The sequence below is a fragment of the Ochrobactrum teleogrylli genome (genome assembly GCF_037482325.1).
Taxonomy (GTDB): domain Bacteria; phylum Pseudomonadota; class Alphaproteobacteria; order Rhizobiales; family Rhizobiaceae; genus Brucella; species Brucella teleogrylli.
In genome coordinates this window covers 557,614-576,089 of the sequence record NZ_JBBHKQ010000002.1, presented here as the reverse complement: position 1 = coordinate 576,089, position 18,476 = coordinate 557,614, and the positions used below count along the sequence as shown (strand labels likewise).

Genomic DNA, 18,476 nt, shown 5'->3' with positions numbered 1-18,476 from the left:
CCCAGGATCGGCCCTTTCTCGACGACGTCGAATTCGAATATAGCTCTAGTATCTTACAAACGACGATCTGAAAGGTGATTGTTATGACGTTGATGTGCGCTTCAAGTTGAACCGGTTCCCATTGGCCATATTTCAAAAACATTAAAAGTTGTGTAAAATAATTAAAATATAGAAGTAAAGTATCCACAATTATCCGTTATTGACGAAAGGTATCGTTTGATTTTTACTGGCGTGACATAGCGAAACTGACAATTATTCCTAATGTCTAGGAGGATCCGGGACATGGCCGAACTTCGAGAAGATGAACGCGCTGATGCTTTGCAGTCTAGCGACAATGTCGATTGGATCAGGAATGTTTCTGAGACTGAAGAGTTCAATCAGTTCGGCTCGATTGCAGTCTTTCAGGCTGGCTTTGGGATACCTGCTGAAACCGCACGTATCTACGAGACCAATGCGCCAGTGAGTGTCGGCGACGATCCACAACCCTCCGAGGATACGTCTGCTGATGGGGCCAACTCCAGTATCCCATTTACCGCCTCCCATGTCTCGGTTGGCGGGGCGGCTACCGACGTAGATGACTTGGTCCAGGGTGGACCTGGCGCGGACTGGCTATGGGGTGACGGTGGTGATGATATGCTCTTGGGTGGCGAGGGCGATGACTACCTCGACGGTGGAACCGGCAACGATTTTCTGGATGGCGGGGGTGGCCGCGACTCGCTGAACGATGGCGACGGAGACGATATACTCCTTGGTGGCGATGGGGCTGATGTCCTGTACAGCTATGACGGTGATGACTATCTCGATGGCGGCAACGGAAATGACCGGCTTGCAAGTTTTGGAGGCAATGACGTCATCCGTGGCGGCGACGGGGACGATTGGATCGATGCCTCCCGAGACTGTTTCGTGGATGGGGGCACCGGCTACGACATACTCGCGATCGAGTTTGGCAAGTCGGAGACCCCGATCGTTTTTGATGCGGCGAGCGGAACGACTGCTACTGGGCTCACCTTCCTCAATATTGAAGGCATCTCCTCTCATGTGGCCGGCGACCAGAACAACCAGCTTCTTGGTTCCGAGGCAAGTGAGGCATTCTTTTCGTCATCCTCTGGCAATGACGTGCTTGACGGTGGGAGCGGAAACGATACCCTCGTCGATCAGGGCATTTTGCATGGTAGTGGAGACGATCGCCTTTTCGGTGGCGAAGGTAACGACAGGCTTCAGAATGATGGTGGAGGCGGTTCGGATGAGCTCACTGGCGGTCCCGGCGCAGATACGTTCTCCTGGTTCCTGATTCCACCATCTGGCGAGGGCGTCGATCGTATTCTCGACTTTGATGGTGCAAGCGGCGACAGGATCGAGTTTTCCGAAACCGCGCAAGGTGTTACAGGAATAGACGACTTTGACGCTTTCCTTGCGGCGTCACGCGACGTTGAAGACGGTGTCTACATCTCCTTCAATGGCACTGATGATTTCGGCATCCTCGTCGAGAATGTGTCGCTCGCGGACCTGGCGGCCAGCGACATAGTCTTTGACGTTGGCGGTGCGTAAAGAAACAATAAAGCCATTATCGAGCAATCCCTCTATGATTAACTTGGTTGCAAGAAGCCGGGTTGGTTAGAAGGGGCTTTCAATCCGTGCACTCGGTCCAATGCCGAAGGCCCCTTCGGCATTTCGTGCTATCAACGGCAGAACCTGAGCAGACCGCGTGCTAGACTGGAAATCAGCACATCTTAATAGCAAGGTCAGCAGTTTGGACATCTACCGGAATCGATGCTCTACCGTGTGGTTTACTATGCTAATTACAATTGGAAAACTGTTCCATGGTAATCAGTCGCAAGGCAGAAAGCCGGACCTTATTGGTGTGGAAAACGTGACCAAATACTACAATCATTTTTTAATGCTTTACTTATTCGACATACTTCGACAGCAATAAAATAAAATCAAGCTGTCGATAGATTAATCTCGTACAAGTGCTCCTAAATAATGGTCAGACTCCTTTTTCTCCTTCTTGGTGCGCGCGCCTTAAAGCCCATGTGGCGACTTCTCATGGCGGCGGGTATCGTATGGATGCTCCTGGGCATCCTGATCCTGTTCGATCTTAGCGATGGAAAGCTCTCCGTCTTTCTGGACACGCTGGCTATTTTCCTCATAGTCGAAGGATTTGTAGAAATCATAGCCGCAGCTGCGCTCGGTTTGCGCCGTCACTGGATCGATGCATTGCGGGGAGTGGCGTTTCTATTTGCCGCCTTTCTCGTTTTCAATGTGCCATGGGACAACAATATTGGTGCCGCGATCGTTTTTGGAACCGCGTTTCTTGTCGACGGATTGTTCCGGATTGGATCGGCTTATGTTTTACGTAGCCCGCGCTGGCGCTTTGGAATAGTGGCTGGACTGGTTGAATTCGGCTTGGCGCTTATGATCCTTTTTGCATGGCCGGTTCCGCACTTGCTAACGGTTCCGTTTTGTTTTGCTCTACTCCTGATAACGTCGGGCTATGCACTTGTGCGTATGGCGCTCCCCTTGCGACGTCTACCCGACGGCGCCTCAATAATGTCGCTTCCTCTCTATGCAGCGCGGAATTGGCAGGGCGGTAAAATCCATCCCATAGTCGCCGACGGTACAATTGTCGAAAAGGACATGATCCTCAACGTCTATGTTTGGACCGCAGTGGGCTCGGTCTCAGATCCCCAGCGTCGGCTCGTTATCGACCGATATGTTGCGGCCGTCGACCAGAAAGGTGTTATTTCCACGGGACATGCAGCGCTTGAAATGCCGCCTGATCTTTATGTGAGCCATTATCCGGCGGATGATATCGATCATAATCCCGACGATTTCCGTGCACTTCTTTCGGCGAGGCCCGAAAACGATGTGCCTGGCCGTTTCAATGCATCTCTAAAAGAGGAAGCTGCCGCTTGGTGTATGCCGGATCAGAAGATCAGTTTTAGCCGGTTTAACCCGCAGTCGCTGCGAACATTTTGGAAGGCTTACGCTCGCGATAAAACCTACAATCTGACCGCACGCAATTGCTCGACGACTGTCATTCAAGCGCTTGACGCCGCAATCGAAGGCGCCGGTGATACGGGGAGACTTTGGCGCGACGTATTCCGTATAGTCAGCGACCCACATTTTTGGTTGATGCGCATTGTCCGAGGCAGAGCTGAAGCGATGACCTGGACCCCGGGTCTCGTGCTTGACTATAGCCGACTTCTCAATGAGGTCGTCGAGAATAGCGAGAGACGCTGGAGAAAGCGCTTGCGTCAGGCGTTTCAATCAAAAAGAGAACTGGTCAGCAAGGAAGAACGTTCCGAGAGTGAAAGGGTTACCCCATGACAGGTTCATTAAGAACAATGGCTGTTGTGATCCTCACGGCAGCCATGTTTGGCCTGACATATGGGCTCAGCGCGCCACTGATAGCACTGGAGCTGTCTGATGCAGGGTATTCCGAGGCGTTGATCGGCGTAAATGGTGCGATGTATGCGGTCGGCGTTCTTATGATCGCCCCCTTTCTTCCCGCCCTTTTAAAGCGATTTGGTTTTGGCAGGCTTGCCAAAGGAGCGCTTCTGGCAGCTGGCGGATTGTTTGCACTTTTTCCCGCATCACCATTCTTTTGGATCTGGTTTCCACTGCGTGCTGCGCTGGGTGCAGCTTCAGAAACCATGTTCGTGGTCTCTGAAGCGTGGTTGAACCAGATCACCGCTGAGGCAAATCGTGGTAAAACGATAGCTATCTACGTTACTGCCCTGTCGGCCGGCACAGCATTGGGGCCCGCTATCCTGACGCTTGTGGGGCGTGATCAATCGCTTGCGTTCGTCATTGGGGCCGCACTTGCATTCGTTGGCTTTCTCGTTCTGCAGAGCGGCCGGCCAGCAGAAGTACAGTCGGCGGAGGAAAGCAAAACGAGTCTAATTGCCTTTCTGAAAGTTGTTCCATTGGCAATCGCCGCTGCCGCGCTGAACGCGGCTCTTGAAGCCGCGGGTTTGACCTTGCTCCCTCTATATGCAATTCAGTTAGGATGGCAAGAGCAATCGGCGACGCTGTTACTCACGATCCTGCTCCTGGGTTCAATTACGCTACAGCTTCCCATTGGCTGGATCGGCGACAGGGTTAAACGCCAACTCCTTATTGTCGTTCTCGGTGCAATGTCAGCGGTAGGGGCGCTTGTCTGGCCGTTTGCGCTTTCTCATGACTGGCTCGCTTATCCGCTGCTATTTGCCTGGGGCGGCGCATTCGTTGGGATTTATACGACAATGATTGCGATCCTCGGAGATCGCTTTAGAGGCGGAGAGCTGGTCAGCGTTTACGCTTTATTGTCGATAGCTTGGGGTCTCGGCGCTCTTGTCGGCCCCCTGATTGGCGGTTTAGCTATGGAGTTTTCGCCGCACGGTCTTCCCGGAGTTGCGGCAATCTCATGTGCGATCTTCACTATCTTCGCTGCACTGAGAAAAAGCGGAGCCAAATCCGTTGGAAATGATGTTGATAAAGCGTGCGGACCAGAGCCGGGATGACGAGGTGAATAATCGAATTCTGGTCCGGCGTCGGCTTCTGGACTAGTATGTTGTGTCCCATTATCCAGGGTTAAACTGTACTTTTTTATTCGCAGGTGGCTTGAAAGCAGTGTTCTTACCGATCGACAAAGCGCTTTACGATTTCTGCGATGAATGACCCCGCGCGACCCATGCTGAATGAAAAAGCCTTATCCCACCTGCACGCGGATTTGGTAAGCCATTTATTGAACGAACTTGAAGAATGTTGTTCACTGTCCACGACACCGCCTCCATGCCCATTCTGCAGAACTCCAAATGCTTATCTCTTAAAAAGAGGCGGGACCCGCTCGAACGAACTGCCGAGGTTTTGCTGTAAAGATTGCAATCGCATGTTCACTCGCCGGACTAGATCGATTTTTTCCAATATCAATCACCGTGAACTCCTGCCCGCCTTTATCAGGCAACTGCCACAACAAAAATCCTACAGAAGCGCCGCACGAGAGCTGGGATGTGAATGGCGTTTGCTTTGGCGTTGGACGGAGAAGATAAAGGCGTGGCTGCTAGCGCAAGAGGACACTAAGCGGTGGGTAGAATGCATACGGTTGGGCCAGAATAGAGCGCATGCAAATGGTCGCCGAAAACGGCCACCCGTTGCGCCACTCGAACCAGAGATTGTCCGGTTGAGGCTTGCAGGCCATGCGATAGGCACAATTGCAACCCGATTAGGACTGAATCATGCGACCGTCGCAAAAGTCATTCAATACCACAATGCACTTGCTGCTGGTGAGGTTCTTCCGCCCCGCCAAAAACCCGGACGCCCAGCCACAATCACATTCTCCGCGGCGGTTATTGAGGAGGTGGAAAAGAGACGCGCTAAAGGTCGAAAGCTCACCGAAATCGCGCAGGAACTTAATCTTCCTTACGGGCCGCTTGCACGACAGTGCCGACGAGAAAGGAAAAAATCAGCCAGAGCTATTTTATCGCCTGAAAAATGAGCATCTCTGGCTTTCGGTGAGACGGACAGAACGACGCTTTCCTGGTGCTCCTGCGCCATCACCGGAGCGGTGGTGAGAACGCAAAGAAATGTCAAGGACGCAAAAAAAGCTTCGACATTGATTTCCTCTATTCCTTCATTTTGAAGAAGGCAATAATGCATGGTTTTCCGCTCAGGCTTCGGAAGAACTGGCCGCGGCGTATGCCACGGAGGCTTTATCACCTTTCATTCTCAATCGGTTCGGCGGGACCGAAGCTGAAATTCCGACCAACTTAAAGAACGATTCCAAACGTTATTGTCCGCATGATCTCAGTTTCCGTCGGTGCTTGCTTTATACCTCCTCATCCAACCTCGCTAAAGGCTGACGGGTGCGGAGCCACAAATACAGGATTCCGATCGGTGCAACGAAAATCGCAAACGCCCAGAGAAAGCCGTTGACTAACCATTTGAGCATGATCAGCATCATCGCGTTCATAAAAATCACGTTGTTTCCGAAGGCCAGATCGCGAAGCTCATCCCAAACCAGCTTCGCGAACGGAAAGAGCAACGTGCTCAGCGAGGCGAAAACTATCAGGCCGACAGGCGAACCGTTCTTGGTTTCCGCGTTCAACGCCACGCCGATCATAAGGGCAAAGAAAATCAGCCCGATCAAATAAGATCGGATGAGATAGGACGGCTGCAGCCCGCCAAAAATACGACGCAAAAAGTTCATTAGTTAATTTCCTTACCTTGCCTACAAAGATGCCTCTGCCTATATAAGTTCTTGGACGCGGTTGTAGAACCTCAATTGGTTCGAGCCCCCCGCTAAATTTCAATCGCGTCCGCCAACCTACATCTTGCGAACCGGCGAATTGCCCTGCGTCTTAATCTTCCAACGGGAAATGTTTCAATCACGCGGTGGGCCCGAACGCCTCGGAAGTCAGTTTTCGGTCGCTCGTCCTGATTTGTCGTCAAAGAGAAACGTAAATCCCCGACTGCACTTGTTCGCTTGGAAATGGGCCAAAGCATTTTGGCAGTCACTGCGCGAAAAGCCTTTTGCTTTGCATAGGCGATCAAATTCTCTGAGGAGGCAGAGGACGGCAGCAGCAAGATCAGGGCGGCTATCCCTTGATTACTTTGCCGGTCAATAAATCCACGGTCGATGTGCCGTTTTCAGAACGCAATGCATCTTCGTAGACGTGCAGATCATAAAACCTGTAATCAGGCTGAACCCCTTGCGAAGAACAGCAATACTGTGAGCAACTGATCTGAGCTGACCGTGGTTCACGCATTTGCCCCGGTTTAGTTTGGATTGTCAGGGTCATCGACCAAGCAACCGACGCCATGGCAACCGATATAATTGCCGTGCGTGTCGAAATTCGTTTCCCCGTTTTTGTCGAACTGCGGGCGAACATCTATTTCTTCGTCGGGATTATCGACTGTGCATCCGATGCCGTGACAGCCGTTATAACCGCCATCATCTTTGTAATTGCTGGTTGTGTGGTGGTGCTTATGTTTGTCATCTTCCGCGATGCCTTCGATGATTGCGCCAAGCACGGCTCCAGCGACAACGCCGCCAACATCATGCCCCCGGTGGTCGTACATACGTGCGCCAGGATCGAATGTATCCCCTTGAACTGCCCCCCATTTCGACCGGACAGTCGGCATAAGCAGAAAGGCTCAAGCACAGGCTTGAGGACAGGCTTATGTCTAACGAGTATCGACACGTTGAATTGTTGACGGGTGATGTTCGCCGCAGGCGGTGGACAACCGAGCAAAAGCTGACGATCATTGAGCAGAGTTTTGAACCAGGCGAGACGGTATCGTCTACCGCTCGCCGCCATGGCGTTGCGCCCAATCTGCTTTACCGATGGCGCAGGCTCTTGAGCGAGGGAGGTGCTGCAGCCGTGGATTCTGACGAGCCGGTTGTCGGCAATTCGGAAGTGAAGAAGTTGGAAGATCGCGTCCGCGAGCTGGAGCGCATGCTCGGCCGCAAGACGATGGAGGTCGAAATCCTCCGCGAAGCTCTTTCCAAAGCGGACTTAAAAAAACGGATATCGCGGCCGATCTTGTTGCCGAAGGACGGTTCGCGATGAAGGCTGTCGCCGAAACTTTGGGCGTCTCCCGTTCCAACCTCATCGAGCGGTTGAAAGGCAGATCAAAGCCGCGCGGGTCCTATCATAAGGCCGAGGATGCGGAGCTCCTGCCCGTCATCCGCAGGCTGGTGGACCAGAGGCCGACCTATGGCTATCGGCGGATCGCCGCGCTCCTCAATCGCGAGAAGCGAGCCGCCGATAAGCCTGTCGTCAACGCCAAACGGGTCCATCGCATCATGGGCAACCACGCCATGCTGCTGGAGAAGCATACCGCCGTTCGCAAGGGCCGCATCCATGACGGCAAGGTCATGGTTATGCGATCCAACCTGCGCTGGTGCTCGGACGGTCTGGAGTTCACCTGCTGGAATGGCGAGGTCATTCGTCTCGCTTTCATCATCGATGCCTTCGACCGGGAGATCATTGCCTGGACGGCAGTTGCCAATGCGGGCATCTCCGGCTCGGACGTGCGCGATATGATGCTGGAGGCGGTCGAGAAACGCTTCCAGGCAACACGAGCCCCGCATGCTATCGAGCATCTCTCTGACAACGGCTCGGCTTATACCGCGCGGGACACGAGGCTGTTTGCTCAAGCCCTCAATCTGACGCCCTGCTTCACGCCGGTGGCCAGCCCGCAGTCGAACGGAATGTCCGAGGCATTCGTTAAAACCCTGAAGCGGGATTACATCCGCATCGCAGCACTACCGGACGCACAAACAGCGCTCCCGCTCATCGACGGATGGATCGAGGACTATAATGAAATCCATCCACATTCCGCGCTCAAGATGGCTTCCCCTCGGCAGTTCATCGGGGCTAAATCAAATTAGCCGACGTGTCCGGTGAAACGGGGTGCACTCCACCCCTCGGCCATGATGGTAGCCGCCAACATGGGCAAACACGCCTGAGCAACCCTGTGCCACCCACACATATTTGCTATTGGGGTTATAGCCCCATGTCTTATTGAGAATGCAGGGTGATCCGGAGGTCTGATGAATGAGTTGCGGCTTTGAAAGCGGGCCTGCGTAGCACTCATCATACTGATAATTGCGTGACCGGCATTCCACCGTGTTTTGCGCCCGGGCTTCTGCCATCAACTGCGGCACAAACATTGTTCCGGAAAGGGCGACACTTGGAGCCATGATGGTTTTGATCATCTACCCGTCTCGATTATTGTTGGTTTCCGAAATATTTGCGGCGGAGAACTCCAAGTTCTCCCGTTTCCTGTTCTGCGAGGATCTGCAAAGTCACCTGATGGCCGATGGGATCATTATGCTGGAAGGCAAAACCGTATTTGTCAGGATGGAATATCGCGCCGACTACTGACAGACCGGAATCCTGTTTAGTGTGCACGTAGTATTCAAGCACAGGAGCATCGCCGATTATCGCATCAATTTCACCACTGGAAAGTGCGTCTATCGCGTCTTGTAAGTTCGTAAAGCTTCTCACTTCAAGGCGCAATTCGCGGCCATATGTCTCGGCCACGCTTCCACCGAGAACACCAACTGTTCGTCCGGGTAGGTCTGCTATGGAGTTGATCTGGTGCGTGAGCGAAAGAGCGGTCATCACACTGGTTACGGACGAAGTTACGTAGGCTATCACCGCCACGCCGCACACCATCCACAGACCGCCTGAGATACGCCCAAGCCAGCCCAGAATATTAGGGCGTGTGATCTTTCCGGAAGTCGCGACCGACATAACTTCATAGAAGCTTTCGGCCAGTCCGACATGCCATTCGGGGGGAAACGTTTTGTCGAACCTGCGATAAAAAAAAGCCAAAACAACCGTCGCAATAATGATGAATGACACAAGCCACAGCATGGCGCGCAAATGACCTGCTTCTTCGAGGCCGCTAATCACTTGCCAGAAGCCGCCTGTATTCTCATTGGCGACCATTATTCTCAAACCAGCATCGTACCACGGCTGCGAAAACAAAATTCTGGCCGCACGCTCTTTCGTGATTGTCAGGTTCGAAATAGCAGCTCCAACTTCACCGTTTTCGACGGCCGATATAAGGGCTTCAAATGAGGGATATTCGCGAAATTCGTATGTTCGCCCCAAAGCTCTTGCCGACTTTTCCCATAACTCAATCGCCATTCCCGTATAGCGATCACCGTCTTTTGTTACGAATGGCGCGCTGACATAGACGCCAGCGATCAACGGGCGGGGAGGGGCGGTCTGTTGCTGAGCCAAGCTGCTGCCGATTGCGCTGAGCAAAAGGGTCAGAGTAACAAACGCGGAAAGTAGGCTATTTATTTTGGAAAATCTCATAATCTCATGGATGATTCATTCATTTCAAGGAGTACGGCGTGCGCGCTACCGTGCACGCCGATTTAACCCGCTACATCTTCTTAATAAGGCGCTCTTCGGTCTCACGATCCATGGTGCGCTGGAAATTATCGTTGTCCATTTGCTGCTGCTGCAACATGCACTGAGAATATTCAGGCGTGCCGCGTGGAATATCGAGATTATCGCAAGAACGCTGATAAGCTTCCCGGTCAAGATCGTCGAGCGATTGGCAGCCCGTTACAATACTTGCGATAATAAAAACCGTGGGTAGCATCAAACGATACATATTCAATTTCCTCTGCCGTTTCTCACGTGTTATATTTTGGCAAAGTAACTGTTAAAAGACACAAACGCACCCCTCAGCCCATAAAAAAACACTAAATTGACAAATTTTATCATGTGAGGTGATCTAAGCAGCAGTCTCGTTTTATGCCGAACTCGCAAAAAAATATGCTGGTGTTCGTTTCCCTCGGTTGCGAACATGATGGGGGCTAGTCGATGGAAATAGAAATTCTCTGGTTTCGTATTTCTTTGTATTTATTCTCGCCTTGGGTGAAGAGATATTGAAGGCTTCTTTGGCTTTTATAGCTAAAGGAAAGGTCGGAATTTTGCGGCCTTCGCCAATTTCGGACTGCGCGATGAAGGAAGGGAGTCGTGATTTTCGCCAAGCATGTCCCTGAAACTGTATTCAATAGGCGCCTGGCAATCGTTGTTGACTGACTTATCTTGGCCGGTGCCGCCCGCAGTCCAACGCTTTCCATTGTCAACGTTTTGATCGGAAGCGAGCGCACGGAAATTTCCACATCGCCCGATCCGTCTACATTTATGCAGTAGCGACGGTGGGTTTTTCGCTCGATGACAATTTCATGCGCAAAGTCAAAACGACGATCCTGCTTTATGATCCCGGCGGCGCCAGCTGATTGCCACAAAAGCCGAAAGGATCATCCTCGAGGCTACCCAGATTCTGACTGACAATCTGGTTTATGAATGTTCCCGCATATGTCTCGCGTAACAATGTGCGATATTCGCGATTTGCATAAGGTACATCGAATTTCCGTTCGATTCGCCGATGAATAAACGCCTTTGCGGCGATAATTCAGTTCTCTAACGTTAACGGGTGACGTTTATGCCAGGCTGTTGCCAATTGAAAAGCGTGCCCCGCTCTGAGCAATATATCTTCGCCAAATGCGGGCCCGATCAGCTGAATGTTGATTGGCATACCATCGCTGTGAGAGCCGCCGGGCATTGATAATACCGGGTGCCCTGACATCGTAAAGGGACACGTGAACCGATGAATGCCTGAAATAAGCTCGTCCGTAAAGTTCCGCATCATTGAAAGTGTGGGGGCAGAAAACGCCATTGCTGGTGAAAGCACAAGATCGACTTTTGCAAACAGTGCGTCGAATTCGTTTCGGAAGAGAGCACGGCGGTTTATGGCTTTTTGATAGTCTGTACCTTTAAGCGCTCGGCCTCTTGCCACCAGCTCGCGCAAGGACTGACCGACGGCGTAGGGCGTTTCGTCGAATACTTTGTCATGCACAAGTGCATTCTGAACTGCGCAGATATCGAACCAATCCCAGATGATCTGCGACGTATCGGGCACCTTTATTTCGACCAGTTTGGCGCCGAGCTCGCGCAACACATCTGCGGCGGACTGAAGCGCTTGGATATGCTCCGCATCTGTCCCCAAGGATGAGAATGCCATGTCAAAACCGATGCGCAGACCTTTGATGGAATCGGTGATCCCAGCAAGGTAGTCCGGGACAGGCTGTCGCGATGAAGTAAGATCGGCAGAATCGTGACCTGCTATAACACCGAGGATAGCAGCTGCATCAACCACATTACGCGTGATCGGTCCGGCATGGTCGAGCGATCCGGCTAGTTCATAAATGCCAGCCCGGCTCACACGCCCCCAACTTGGCTTCAGGCCGGTTACTCCGTTCATTGAGGACGGGATCCTGATCGATCCGCCGGTTTCTGTGCTCAGCGCGGCGCAGAACAGGCCCGATGCTACCCCCACAGCACTTCCGCTGGAGGAAGCTCCGCACCAGCGGTCAGGGTTCCATGGGTTGATCGGTGTGCCATAAGGTTCGTGATGCTCCGCATAAGCGCCTTCAGTAAGATTGGTCTTGCCAAGGATAACTGCCCCGGCATCAATCAAACGCTCGGTGACTGTAGAATTCGAAAACGCTTTGGCGTTGCGTCGCAGCGGTAATCCCGCCGTCGTTGGTGTATCCTCAAGATCATAGAGATCTTTGAGCGCTATAGGCACGCCGTGCAATAGGCCTTTGCGTCGACCGTTGGCAATATCCCGGTCAGCAGCGGCGGCTTGCCGGAGTGCAAGTTCGGGCGTCTCGGTTATGAAGGCTTTGAGATGTGAAAGCGCCTCACAACGGGCGATTTGGTACTGCGTCACCTCAACAGAGGATATTTCGCCACGAGCAATCAAATCGCTCGTTTCGACCAGCCCCATATAGTGCAGATCATCCTTCGTCATGACTTATCTTCAGCGCTTGAGCACATAGCCTGCGACTTCTCTGTCCCAGGCGGTCGCTGTGATACCAGTCTGCCTGAGTAGCGCTTTACGAATCTTGCCATTTTCGGTCAGCGGCAGTTGGCTCACGATGTCGATGAAGCGTGGAACGGCGAAATAGGCAAGTCTGCTATTGCAGAAATCCACGATATCGATCGGATCGATCCGGTTCCCGCTTTCCGGCAGGATCGCCGCCATCACCTCGTCTTCCCCAAAGTCAGAAGGAACGGCATAAACGGCGCAGGATGAAATCGCCGGGTGTGACAGAAGCACCTGCTCGACCTCCCATGACGAGATATTCTCGCCGCGACGACGAATTACGTCTTTCATCCGGTCGATAAAACGGTAGTTGCCATCAGGATCGCGGGCAACGCGATCTCCCGTGTGGAACCAGAGATTGCGCCATGCCTCCACGGTTTTATCCTGCATACCAAAATAGCCGGTGGCAAAGGCGAAGGGTTCATCAGCGCGAAGAAGAAGCTCGCCCGGTTCGGCCTCGGGAACATCTACGTCATCTTCATCGACAATGCGCGCGTCAAAGCCGGGGCAGAGGTAGCCCATCGTGCCTGGCTTTGCCGGGGGAATGTTGCTAGCGAAGACGAAGTTAGTTTCGGTTGAGCCATAAGCGTCAAGGAGCGGTACACCGAACCGTTCCAAAAACGGCTTGTGAAAACGCTCAGGCACGCCGCCGCCGAGAGCCGTGCGCATTGAATGCTGGATATCGGAATCTTCCGGTGGTCGTGAGAGAAGTATAGCCGCCATGGCACCGAGAAAATAGCCGATGGTGGCTTTGTGATGCTTCACCGCTTTCCAATAGCCGGAGGCGGAGAACTTCGGCTCCAGCACATAGGTCGACCCCGTGAGCAACGCCTGCCAGAAACAATTGAGCGCATTGGTATGGAAGAGTGGCAAAGTTGTCAGCAGCACGTCGTCTTCGCGTATTCCCAACCCACGCGCGGTCCCCACGCCCCACCAGAAGAACTGGGCTTGCGGGCAGCAAACCCCTTTGGCTGGGCCAGTCGTGCCGGAGGTATAAAGAATGGCGCAGGTGTCCCCCGGTTTTACCGCATGTGGAGAAATTGAAGCGGGGAATTCAGGCAGCGCGCGCGCGGGCATTTCCCCCACCACATCTACGGCGCCACCAATCGTCCAGATTGTCTCCACGCTATCTAAAGCCTCCGAAAGTTCATCAAAGACTGTGGCGAAAGCGGCCTCAACGACGAGCAGTCGCGCGCGACAGTTCACGAGGATGTGCTGTAACTGGCTCCCACGCGAGGCTGTGTTGATTGGCACCATGATCGCTCCGATCCAGGCGCAGCCAAGAAAGACCGCCAGGAATTCAGATCGGTTGGAACAGAAAATTGCCACCCGGTCGCCTGCAATGATACCAGCGGATGCCAGTAGCGCGCCAGCGCGTCCGGCGATATCGCGGGCGTCATTATAGGTCCAGACGGTGTTGCCGAGAACAGCAAGCCGCCGGTCGTGGTAACGTTCCGCCTGCTGGATCAAAATTTGCGGCAGGGTGCGCTGCTTCGGTCCGAACCGCTCCACAATCCCCTCGATGAATGGCTGGACGGTGATGTCGCGCGCTGAAGCGCTCATTGAATTTGATGACATTTAGAGCGAAACCACCGCAGCTTTGATACGGGTATGGTCAAGTACCGATTGCTCGCCCAAATCGTGTCCGACGCCCGAATTCTTGGTGCCGCCAAAGGGTAGCGCCGTATCGAGTACGTTATGGACATTGACCCAGATGTTGCCAGCTTTGAAACTGCGGATGAACCGGTGCACGCGACTGATGTCACGGGTCCAGATACTGGCACCGAGCCCATATTCGGAATCATTGGCCAGCTTGAGAGCCTCGGCTTCATCGGTGAATTTCGACGCTACAAGAACCGGACCGAAAATTTCCTCTTGAACCACGCGCATATGTTGGTTGGTGTTCACCAACACCGTTGGTTTAACATAACTGCCCGCATGATCGACCGCTTCGCCACCTATCAACACAGATGCGCCCTCGCGTTTACCAGTTTCGATATAGCTGAGTACGCGTTCCTGTTGCGCGCGATTGACCAGAGGCCCCATCTGGCTTTGTGGATCGAGACCGGGTCCAAGCCGGATGGAGCGGGCGATCTCCGCTACTCCTTCGAGTACCTTATCGAAAACTGCTTCATGCACATAGAGCCGTGACCCGGCACAACAATTTTGACCATGATTGCCGAAGATTGCCCAGGCCGCGCCAGGAATGGCTTTTTCCAGATCTGCATCAGCCATAATGACGACCGGCGATTTGCCACCAAGTTCCAGATTGTACTTTTTGAAGGTCGCTGCCGCGTGTGAGGCAATCAGCTTGCCAGTCGCGGTCGAGCCGGTGAAGGAGATTTTATCGACGCCCGGATGTTTCACAAGTGCGGCTCCCGTGTCGGCGCCGGAACCGGTGACCACATTGAGAACACCTTCCGGGATGCCGGCCTCAAGCGCGAGATCGGCAAGGCGAAGCGCAGTCAGCGGTGTCGGCTCTGCAGGCTTGAGGACTATCGTGCAACCAGCGGCCAAGGCGGGTGCGATTTTCCACACGGCCTGACAGAGAGGAACATTCCATGGCGTAATGCCAGCGACAGTCCCGATGGGCTCGCGCTGGGTAAAGGCGAAGAACTCGCCCTGCGGCATGTAGGGCGCGGAAATATCGACGGTGCGCCCCTCAATCTTCGTTGCCCAGCCCGACATATAACGCAGCGTATGAGCAGAAAATTCAACGTCGAAGAGACGGGTATTGGCGATCAATCGACCGCTGTTAATGGTTTCCAGTTCTGAAAGTTCACGGCTATTGTGTTCGATCAGATCGGCCAGCCTAGACATGGCGAGCGCTCGTTCGTGAGGTCGCATGCGCGACCACGGACCATTTTCCAGCGCGTGGCGGGCTGCGCCGACTGCCGCGTTCACGTCTTCGGCTGTAGCTTCTGGCACATATCCGACCGTGTCACCGGAACTAGGGTCGACCATTGGAATGGTTTTCCCACCGGAGGCGGCAACAGTGCGCCCACCGATGCGAAGACCATGTTCCTGACGCAGAAACGCGCGACTTTCGGCTCCGAGAAGATTTAAATCGTTACTAAGCGCATTCATTCGGAACCTCTGTTGTTACGGCATTGTGAGATTTCAGGCGGGTTTGGCGTCGGCAGTCCGTTGGAGGAGGGCGAAGGCAGAATGGACGAATAGTCGAACACCCATGGCAAGCGCGTCCTCGTCGAAGTTGAAAGCGACATCGTGATGCGGTGCGGTGATGCCTTTGGCAGCATTACCGGCGCCCAACAGCACGAAGCAGGATGGTGCCTTCTTTCCGAAGGCAGAAAAGTCTTCTCCCGGCATGATTGGCGGTAGTTCGCCGACCTTTCTGGAGTCGAAAAGTGCGGTGGCTACACCCGAGACAATAGATGCAGTTTGCGGGTCATTGACCACACTGTCGTAGACACGGGTATATTCGTAATCACAAGCCGCGCCGTGTGTTGCACAGATGCCGGTGGCGATTTCACCGATGCGACGCTCGATCAGGTCGCGAATGCCGGGGTCGAAGGTGTTGATGCCGCCGCTGATTGTTGCAGTCGCTGGAATGACACCGACAGATCGACCGGAATGGAATTCGGTAACGCCGACTACCGCCGAGTGTAGCGGATCAATCTCCCGGGCGACGAGGTGCTGCAGGTTGGTGACGATCTGTGCTGCGATTGAGATGGAATCGACGGCGGCATGGGGAGCACCAATATGGCCGCCCTTGCCTTTGACTGTAATCTTGAAGATGTCACAAGCAGCCATCACATGCCGGGCGTTCACCTGCACTACGCCAATCTCGTAGGGTGACCAGAGGTGCAGGCCGATCACCCTGTCCACGCCCTTCATTGCCCCATTAGCGATCATTCCCAGAGCTCCTCCGGGTGGTGTTTCTTCACCATTTTCGAACAGGAAGCGGATTTCACCTTCTATTCTGTTACTGATTTGCGACAGCACGGCGGCCGTGCCCAGCAGAATAGCCGTGTGCCCGTCATGACCACAGGCGTGCATGACACCCGGATTTCGGGATGCAAAGGGCAAACCTGTATCTTCAGTGATCGGCAAAGCATCGAAATCGGCGCGTATCGCAATCGTCGGGCCGGGCATTGCGCCCACCAACCGTCCGACTACGCTCGTGCCTGACGGCCGGGAGATTTCGATGTTGCCGAAGGATCGCAATGTATCGACGATGAATTCGCCGGTATCCTGCTCCTGAAAGGACAGCTCTGGGTTGGCGTGTATATGCCGCCGCCATGCAATCACCTTGTCCGTGACTTCATTTGCCAGCGCATCAAGCTGATCCTTCATTGCACTTCTCCCTGGGACCGGCAAACAAGCTTTGAGGAGTAGCCTGTCTAGGGCCAAATTCACCCCGTTACCGGAACGCCTAATCCCGGTTCAGTTTGCTCAGCAATGTGCTCAAGTCTTTGTTTAGTCGAAGTCGGGCGATTCCAGTCGCATGCAGACAGCGCGCGGTTCGGTATAGGCATGGACCACTTCGGTGCCGAATTCGCGGCCGAGTCCTGAGAGCTTCGCGCCGCCGAAGGGCATGGCGGTATCGAGAATGTTGTGCGTATTGATCCAGACGGTGCCCGCGTCCAGCTGACTGGCCAACAGATGGGCCTTATTGATATCTTTGGTCCAGATACTGGCACCTAATCCGAATTCGGTATCGTTGGCGAACGCCTTGATCTGGCGTGGATCTTCGATAGGCATCGCCATCACCACCGGGCCGAACACTTCCTCACGGGTAATCCGCATGTCGCGGCGGCCTTTGGTCAATACGGTCGGCTGGTAGAAATAGCCCGTTGTGTCGGCGCGGCTCGCACCGCACAGCGGTTCTGCGCCTTCTTCGATGCCACTCGCGACTAGCGATGAGACACGTTCCATCTGGCGAGCAGAGATCAACGGGCCAAGTTGGGTCGACGGATCGAAACCGCTGCCGAGACGCAATTCCTTGGCTATCTGGGCCACCCCATTGGTTACTTCATCAAAAATCGAGGCGTCGATAAAGAGCCGGGAACCGGCGGTGCAGACCTGTCCCGAGTTGGGGAAAATCGCGTTCGCCGCACCGGGTATTGCTTTATCGATATCCGCATCGGCCAATATAATCGTCGGAGACTTGCCACCAAGTTCGAGCGTCACGCGCTTCATCTGGCGCGCCGAAGATTGGAGAATGCGCTGGCCCGTGGCGGTCGAGCCTGTAAAGGCAATCTTGCGCACGAGCTCGTGGTCAACGATAGCCTGACCGGCCTCATGTCCATGGCCGGTAACGATGTTGATAGCGCCGTCGGGAATGCCGGCCTCGAGGATCAGTTCACCCAGTCGAAGCGTTGTCAGAGAGGCCTCTTCCGAGGGCTTCAATACAATCGTGCAACCAAAGGCAATAGCTGGCGCGATCTTCTGAATTGCCTGACCGAGCGGGAAATTCCAGGGCGTGATACCACCCACGACACCCACAGGACGGCGTTCGGTGTAGGCGCGATAGGTGCCTCCATCGTCAAAAAAGGGTGAAAGCGTGATATATTCGCCATTAATCTTCGATGCCCATCCCGCGTAGTAACGCAGCGCATCGACGGTAAACTTCAGGTCAATGTTCTTTGAAACCAGATAGGGCTTGCCGTTGTCCAGCGTTTCCAGGCGCGCCAGCTCTTCTGCGTCACGCTCAACTAACAACGCCAGATTTTCGAGCAGTCGACCGCGATCCAGCGGACGCATCTTTTGCCAGAGTGTGCTCTCGAAGGTCCGATGAGCAGCTTGCACCGCGTAGTCGACATCGACCGCAGAGGCAGCCGCTATATCAGCGATCTTCTCTTCAGTCGCGGGATCATAAACGGGGATAGTGCGGCCATCGACAGGGTCCTGCCATTTTCCAGCGATCAGCAATTTACCTGCTGGAATACGCATGGCTGCTCCGCCAGCTCGTTCTATCAACGCAAGCATTTCAATTCACTCCCAGTTCGGATCGGCAATATAGCCTACCGGTCATGTCACTTCCCTTTAGCGATCTTGTTTGATCGTCTTTTCGTCGCTGATGACGAAATTGACCATTGGAGACC

The 18,476-nt window shown here is 53.8% G+C and carries 15 protein-coding genes; 4 read left to right on the top strand and 11 right to left on the bottom strand.

Going from position 1 to position 18,476, the window contains the following annotated elements; translation table 11 throughout:
• Positions 1 to 282 precede the first annotated feature (282 nt).
• From WIX40_RS20230 to WIX40_RS20220, 3 genes are all read left to right on the top strand, one after another.
• Positions 283 to 1,548 carry a calcium-binding protein gene (locus WIX40_RS20230; RefSeq protein ID WP_339441733.1) on the top strand — a complete coding sequence of 422 codons (1,266 nt, stop codon included), beginning with the start codon at positions 283 to 285 and terminating at the stop codon, positions 1,546 to 1,548.
• A gap of 498 nt (positions 1,549 to 2,046) precedes the next feature.
• On the top strand, positions 2,047 to 3,330 hold the full coding sequence (locus WIX40_RS20225; RefSeq protein WP_339441731.1) for an HdeD family acid-resistance protein: 1,284 nt from the start codon (positions 2,047 to 2,049) through the stop codon (positions 3,328 to 3,330).
• Positions 3,327 to 4,505, top strand: a complete 1,179-nt coding sequence (locus tag WIX40_RS20220; protein ID WP_339441729.1) for an MFS transporter — start codon at positions 3,327 to 3,329, stop codon at positions 4,503 to 4,505. Before WIX40_RS20225 ends, WIX40_RS20220 begins: the two co-directional genes overlap by 4 nt.
• 898 nt (positions 4,506 to 5,403) lie before the next feature.
• Here WIX40_RS20220 and WIX40_RS20215 read toward each other — a convergent pair.
• From WIX40_RS20215 to WIX40_RS20205, 3 genes are all read right to left on the bottom strand, one after another.
• A complete protein-coding gene (locus WIX40_RS20215) occupies positions 5,404 to 5,640 on the bottom strand; it encodes a hypothetical protein (protein WP_339441728.1) in 237 nt (78 codons plus the stop codon).
• 169 nt (positions 5,641 to 5,809) lie between these two features.
• Positions 5,810 to 6,190, bottom strand: coding sequence for a hypothetical protein (locus WIX40_RS20210; protein ID WP_339441727.1), 381 nt, complete (start codon positions 6,188 to 6,190; stop codon positions 5,810 to 5,812).
• Between the two features lie 569 nt (positions 6,191 to 6,759).
• Positions 6,760 to 7,062 carry a hypothetical protein gene (locus WIX40_RS20205; RefSeq protein ID WP_339441725.1) on the bottom strand — a complete coding sequence of 101 codons (303 nt, stop codon included), beginning with the start codon at positions 7,060 to 7,062 and terminating at the stop codon, positions 6,760 to 6,762.
• Between the two features lie 101 nt (positions 7,063 to 7,163).
• Between WIX40_RS20205 and WIX40_RS20200 the strand changes: the two genes are divergently transcribed.
• A protein-coding gene (locus WIX40_RS20200; protein ID WP_339441723.1) for an IS3 family transposase occupies positions 7,164 to 8,377 on the top strand; the annotation gives its coding sequence in 2 pieces (ribosomal slippage) (positions 7,164 to 7,500 and positions 7,500 to 8,377; 1,215 coding nt in all).
• On the opposite strand, the gene WIX40_RS20195 is transcribed toward WIX40_RS20200, so the two are convergent.
• From WIX40_RS20195 to WIX40_RS20160, 8 genes are all read right to left on the bottom strand, one after another.
• Positions 8,369 to 8,704: a DUF3011 domain-containing protein gene (locus WIX40_RS20195; RefSeq protein WP_339441722.1), complete on the bottom strand. Its 336-nt coding sequence runs from the start codon at positions 8,702 to 8,704 to the stop codon at positions 8,369 to 8,371. The two genes, WIX40_RS20200 and WIX40_RS20195, sit on opposite strands and share 9 nt — an antisense overlap.
• 13 nt (positions 8,705 to 8,717) lie before the next feature.
• Positions 8,718 to 9,818, bottom strand: a complete 1,101-nt coding sequence (locus tag WIX40_RS20190) for a transporter substrate-binding domain-containing protein (protein ID WP_339441721.1) — start codon at positions 9,816 to 9,818, stop codon at positions 8,718 to 8,720.
• A 70-nt stretch (positions 9,819 to 9,888) separates the two neighbouring features.
• Positions 9,889 to 10,122 (bottom strand): hypothetical protein, encoded by a 234-nt coding sequence (locus tag WIX40_RS20185; protein ID WP_339441720.1) that lies wholly within the window; start codon positions 10,120 to 10,122, stop codon positions 9,889 to 9,891.
• 810 nt (positions 10,123 to 10,932) lie between these two features.
• Positions 10,933 to 12,333 (bottom strand): amidase, encoded by a 1,401-nt coding sequence (locus tag WIX40_RS20180; protein ID WP_339441719.1) that lies wholly within the window; start codon positions 12,331 to 12,333, stop codon positions 10,933 to 10,935.
• A gap of 9 nt (positions 12,334 to 12,342) precedes the next feature.
• A complete protein-coding gene (locus WIX40_RS20175) occupies positions 12,343 to 13,920 on the bottom strand; it encodes an ATP-dependent acyl-CoA ligase (protein WP_339441717.1) in 1,578 nt (525 codons plus the stop codon).
• A 66-nt stretch (positions 13,921 to 13,986) separates the two neighbouring features.
• Positions 13,987 to 15,495: an aldehyde dehydrogenase family protein gene (locus tag WIX40_RS20170; protein WP_339441715.1), complete on the bottom strand. Its 1,509-nt coding sequence runs from the start codon at positions 15,493 to 15,495 to the stop codon at positions 13,987 to 13,989.
• Between the two features lie 33 nt (positions 15,496 to 15,528).
• Positions 15,529 to 16,725 carry an amidohydrolase gene (locus WIX40_RS20165; protein WP_339441713.1) on the bottom strand — a complete coding sequence of 399 codons (1,197 nt, stop codon included), beginning with the start codon at positions 16,723 to 16,725 and terminating at the stop codon, positions 15,529 to 15,531.
• Positions 16,726 to 16,848: 123 nt separating this feature from the next.
• Positions 16,849 to 18,324, bottom strand: coding sequence for an aldehyde dehydrogenase family protein (locus WIX40_RS20160; RefSeq protein ID WP_339441712.1), 1,476 nt, complete (start codon positions 18,322 to 18,324; stop codon positions 16,849 to 16,851).
• Positions 18,325 to 18,476 lie beyond the last annotated feature (152 nt).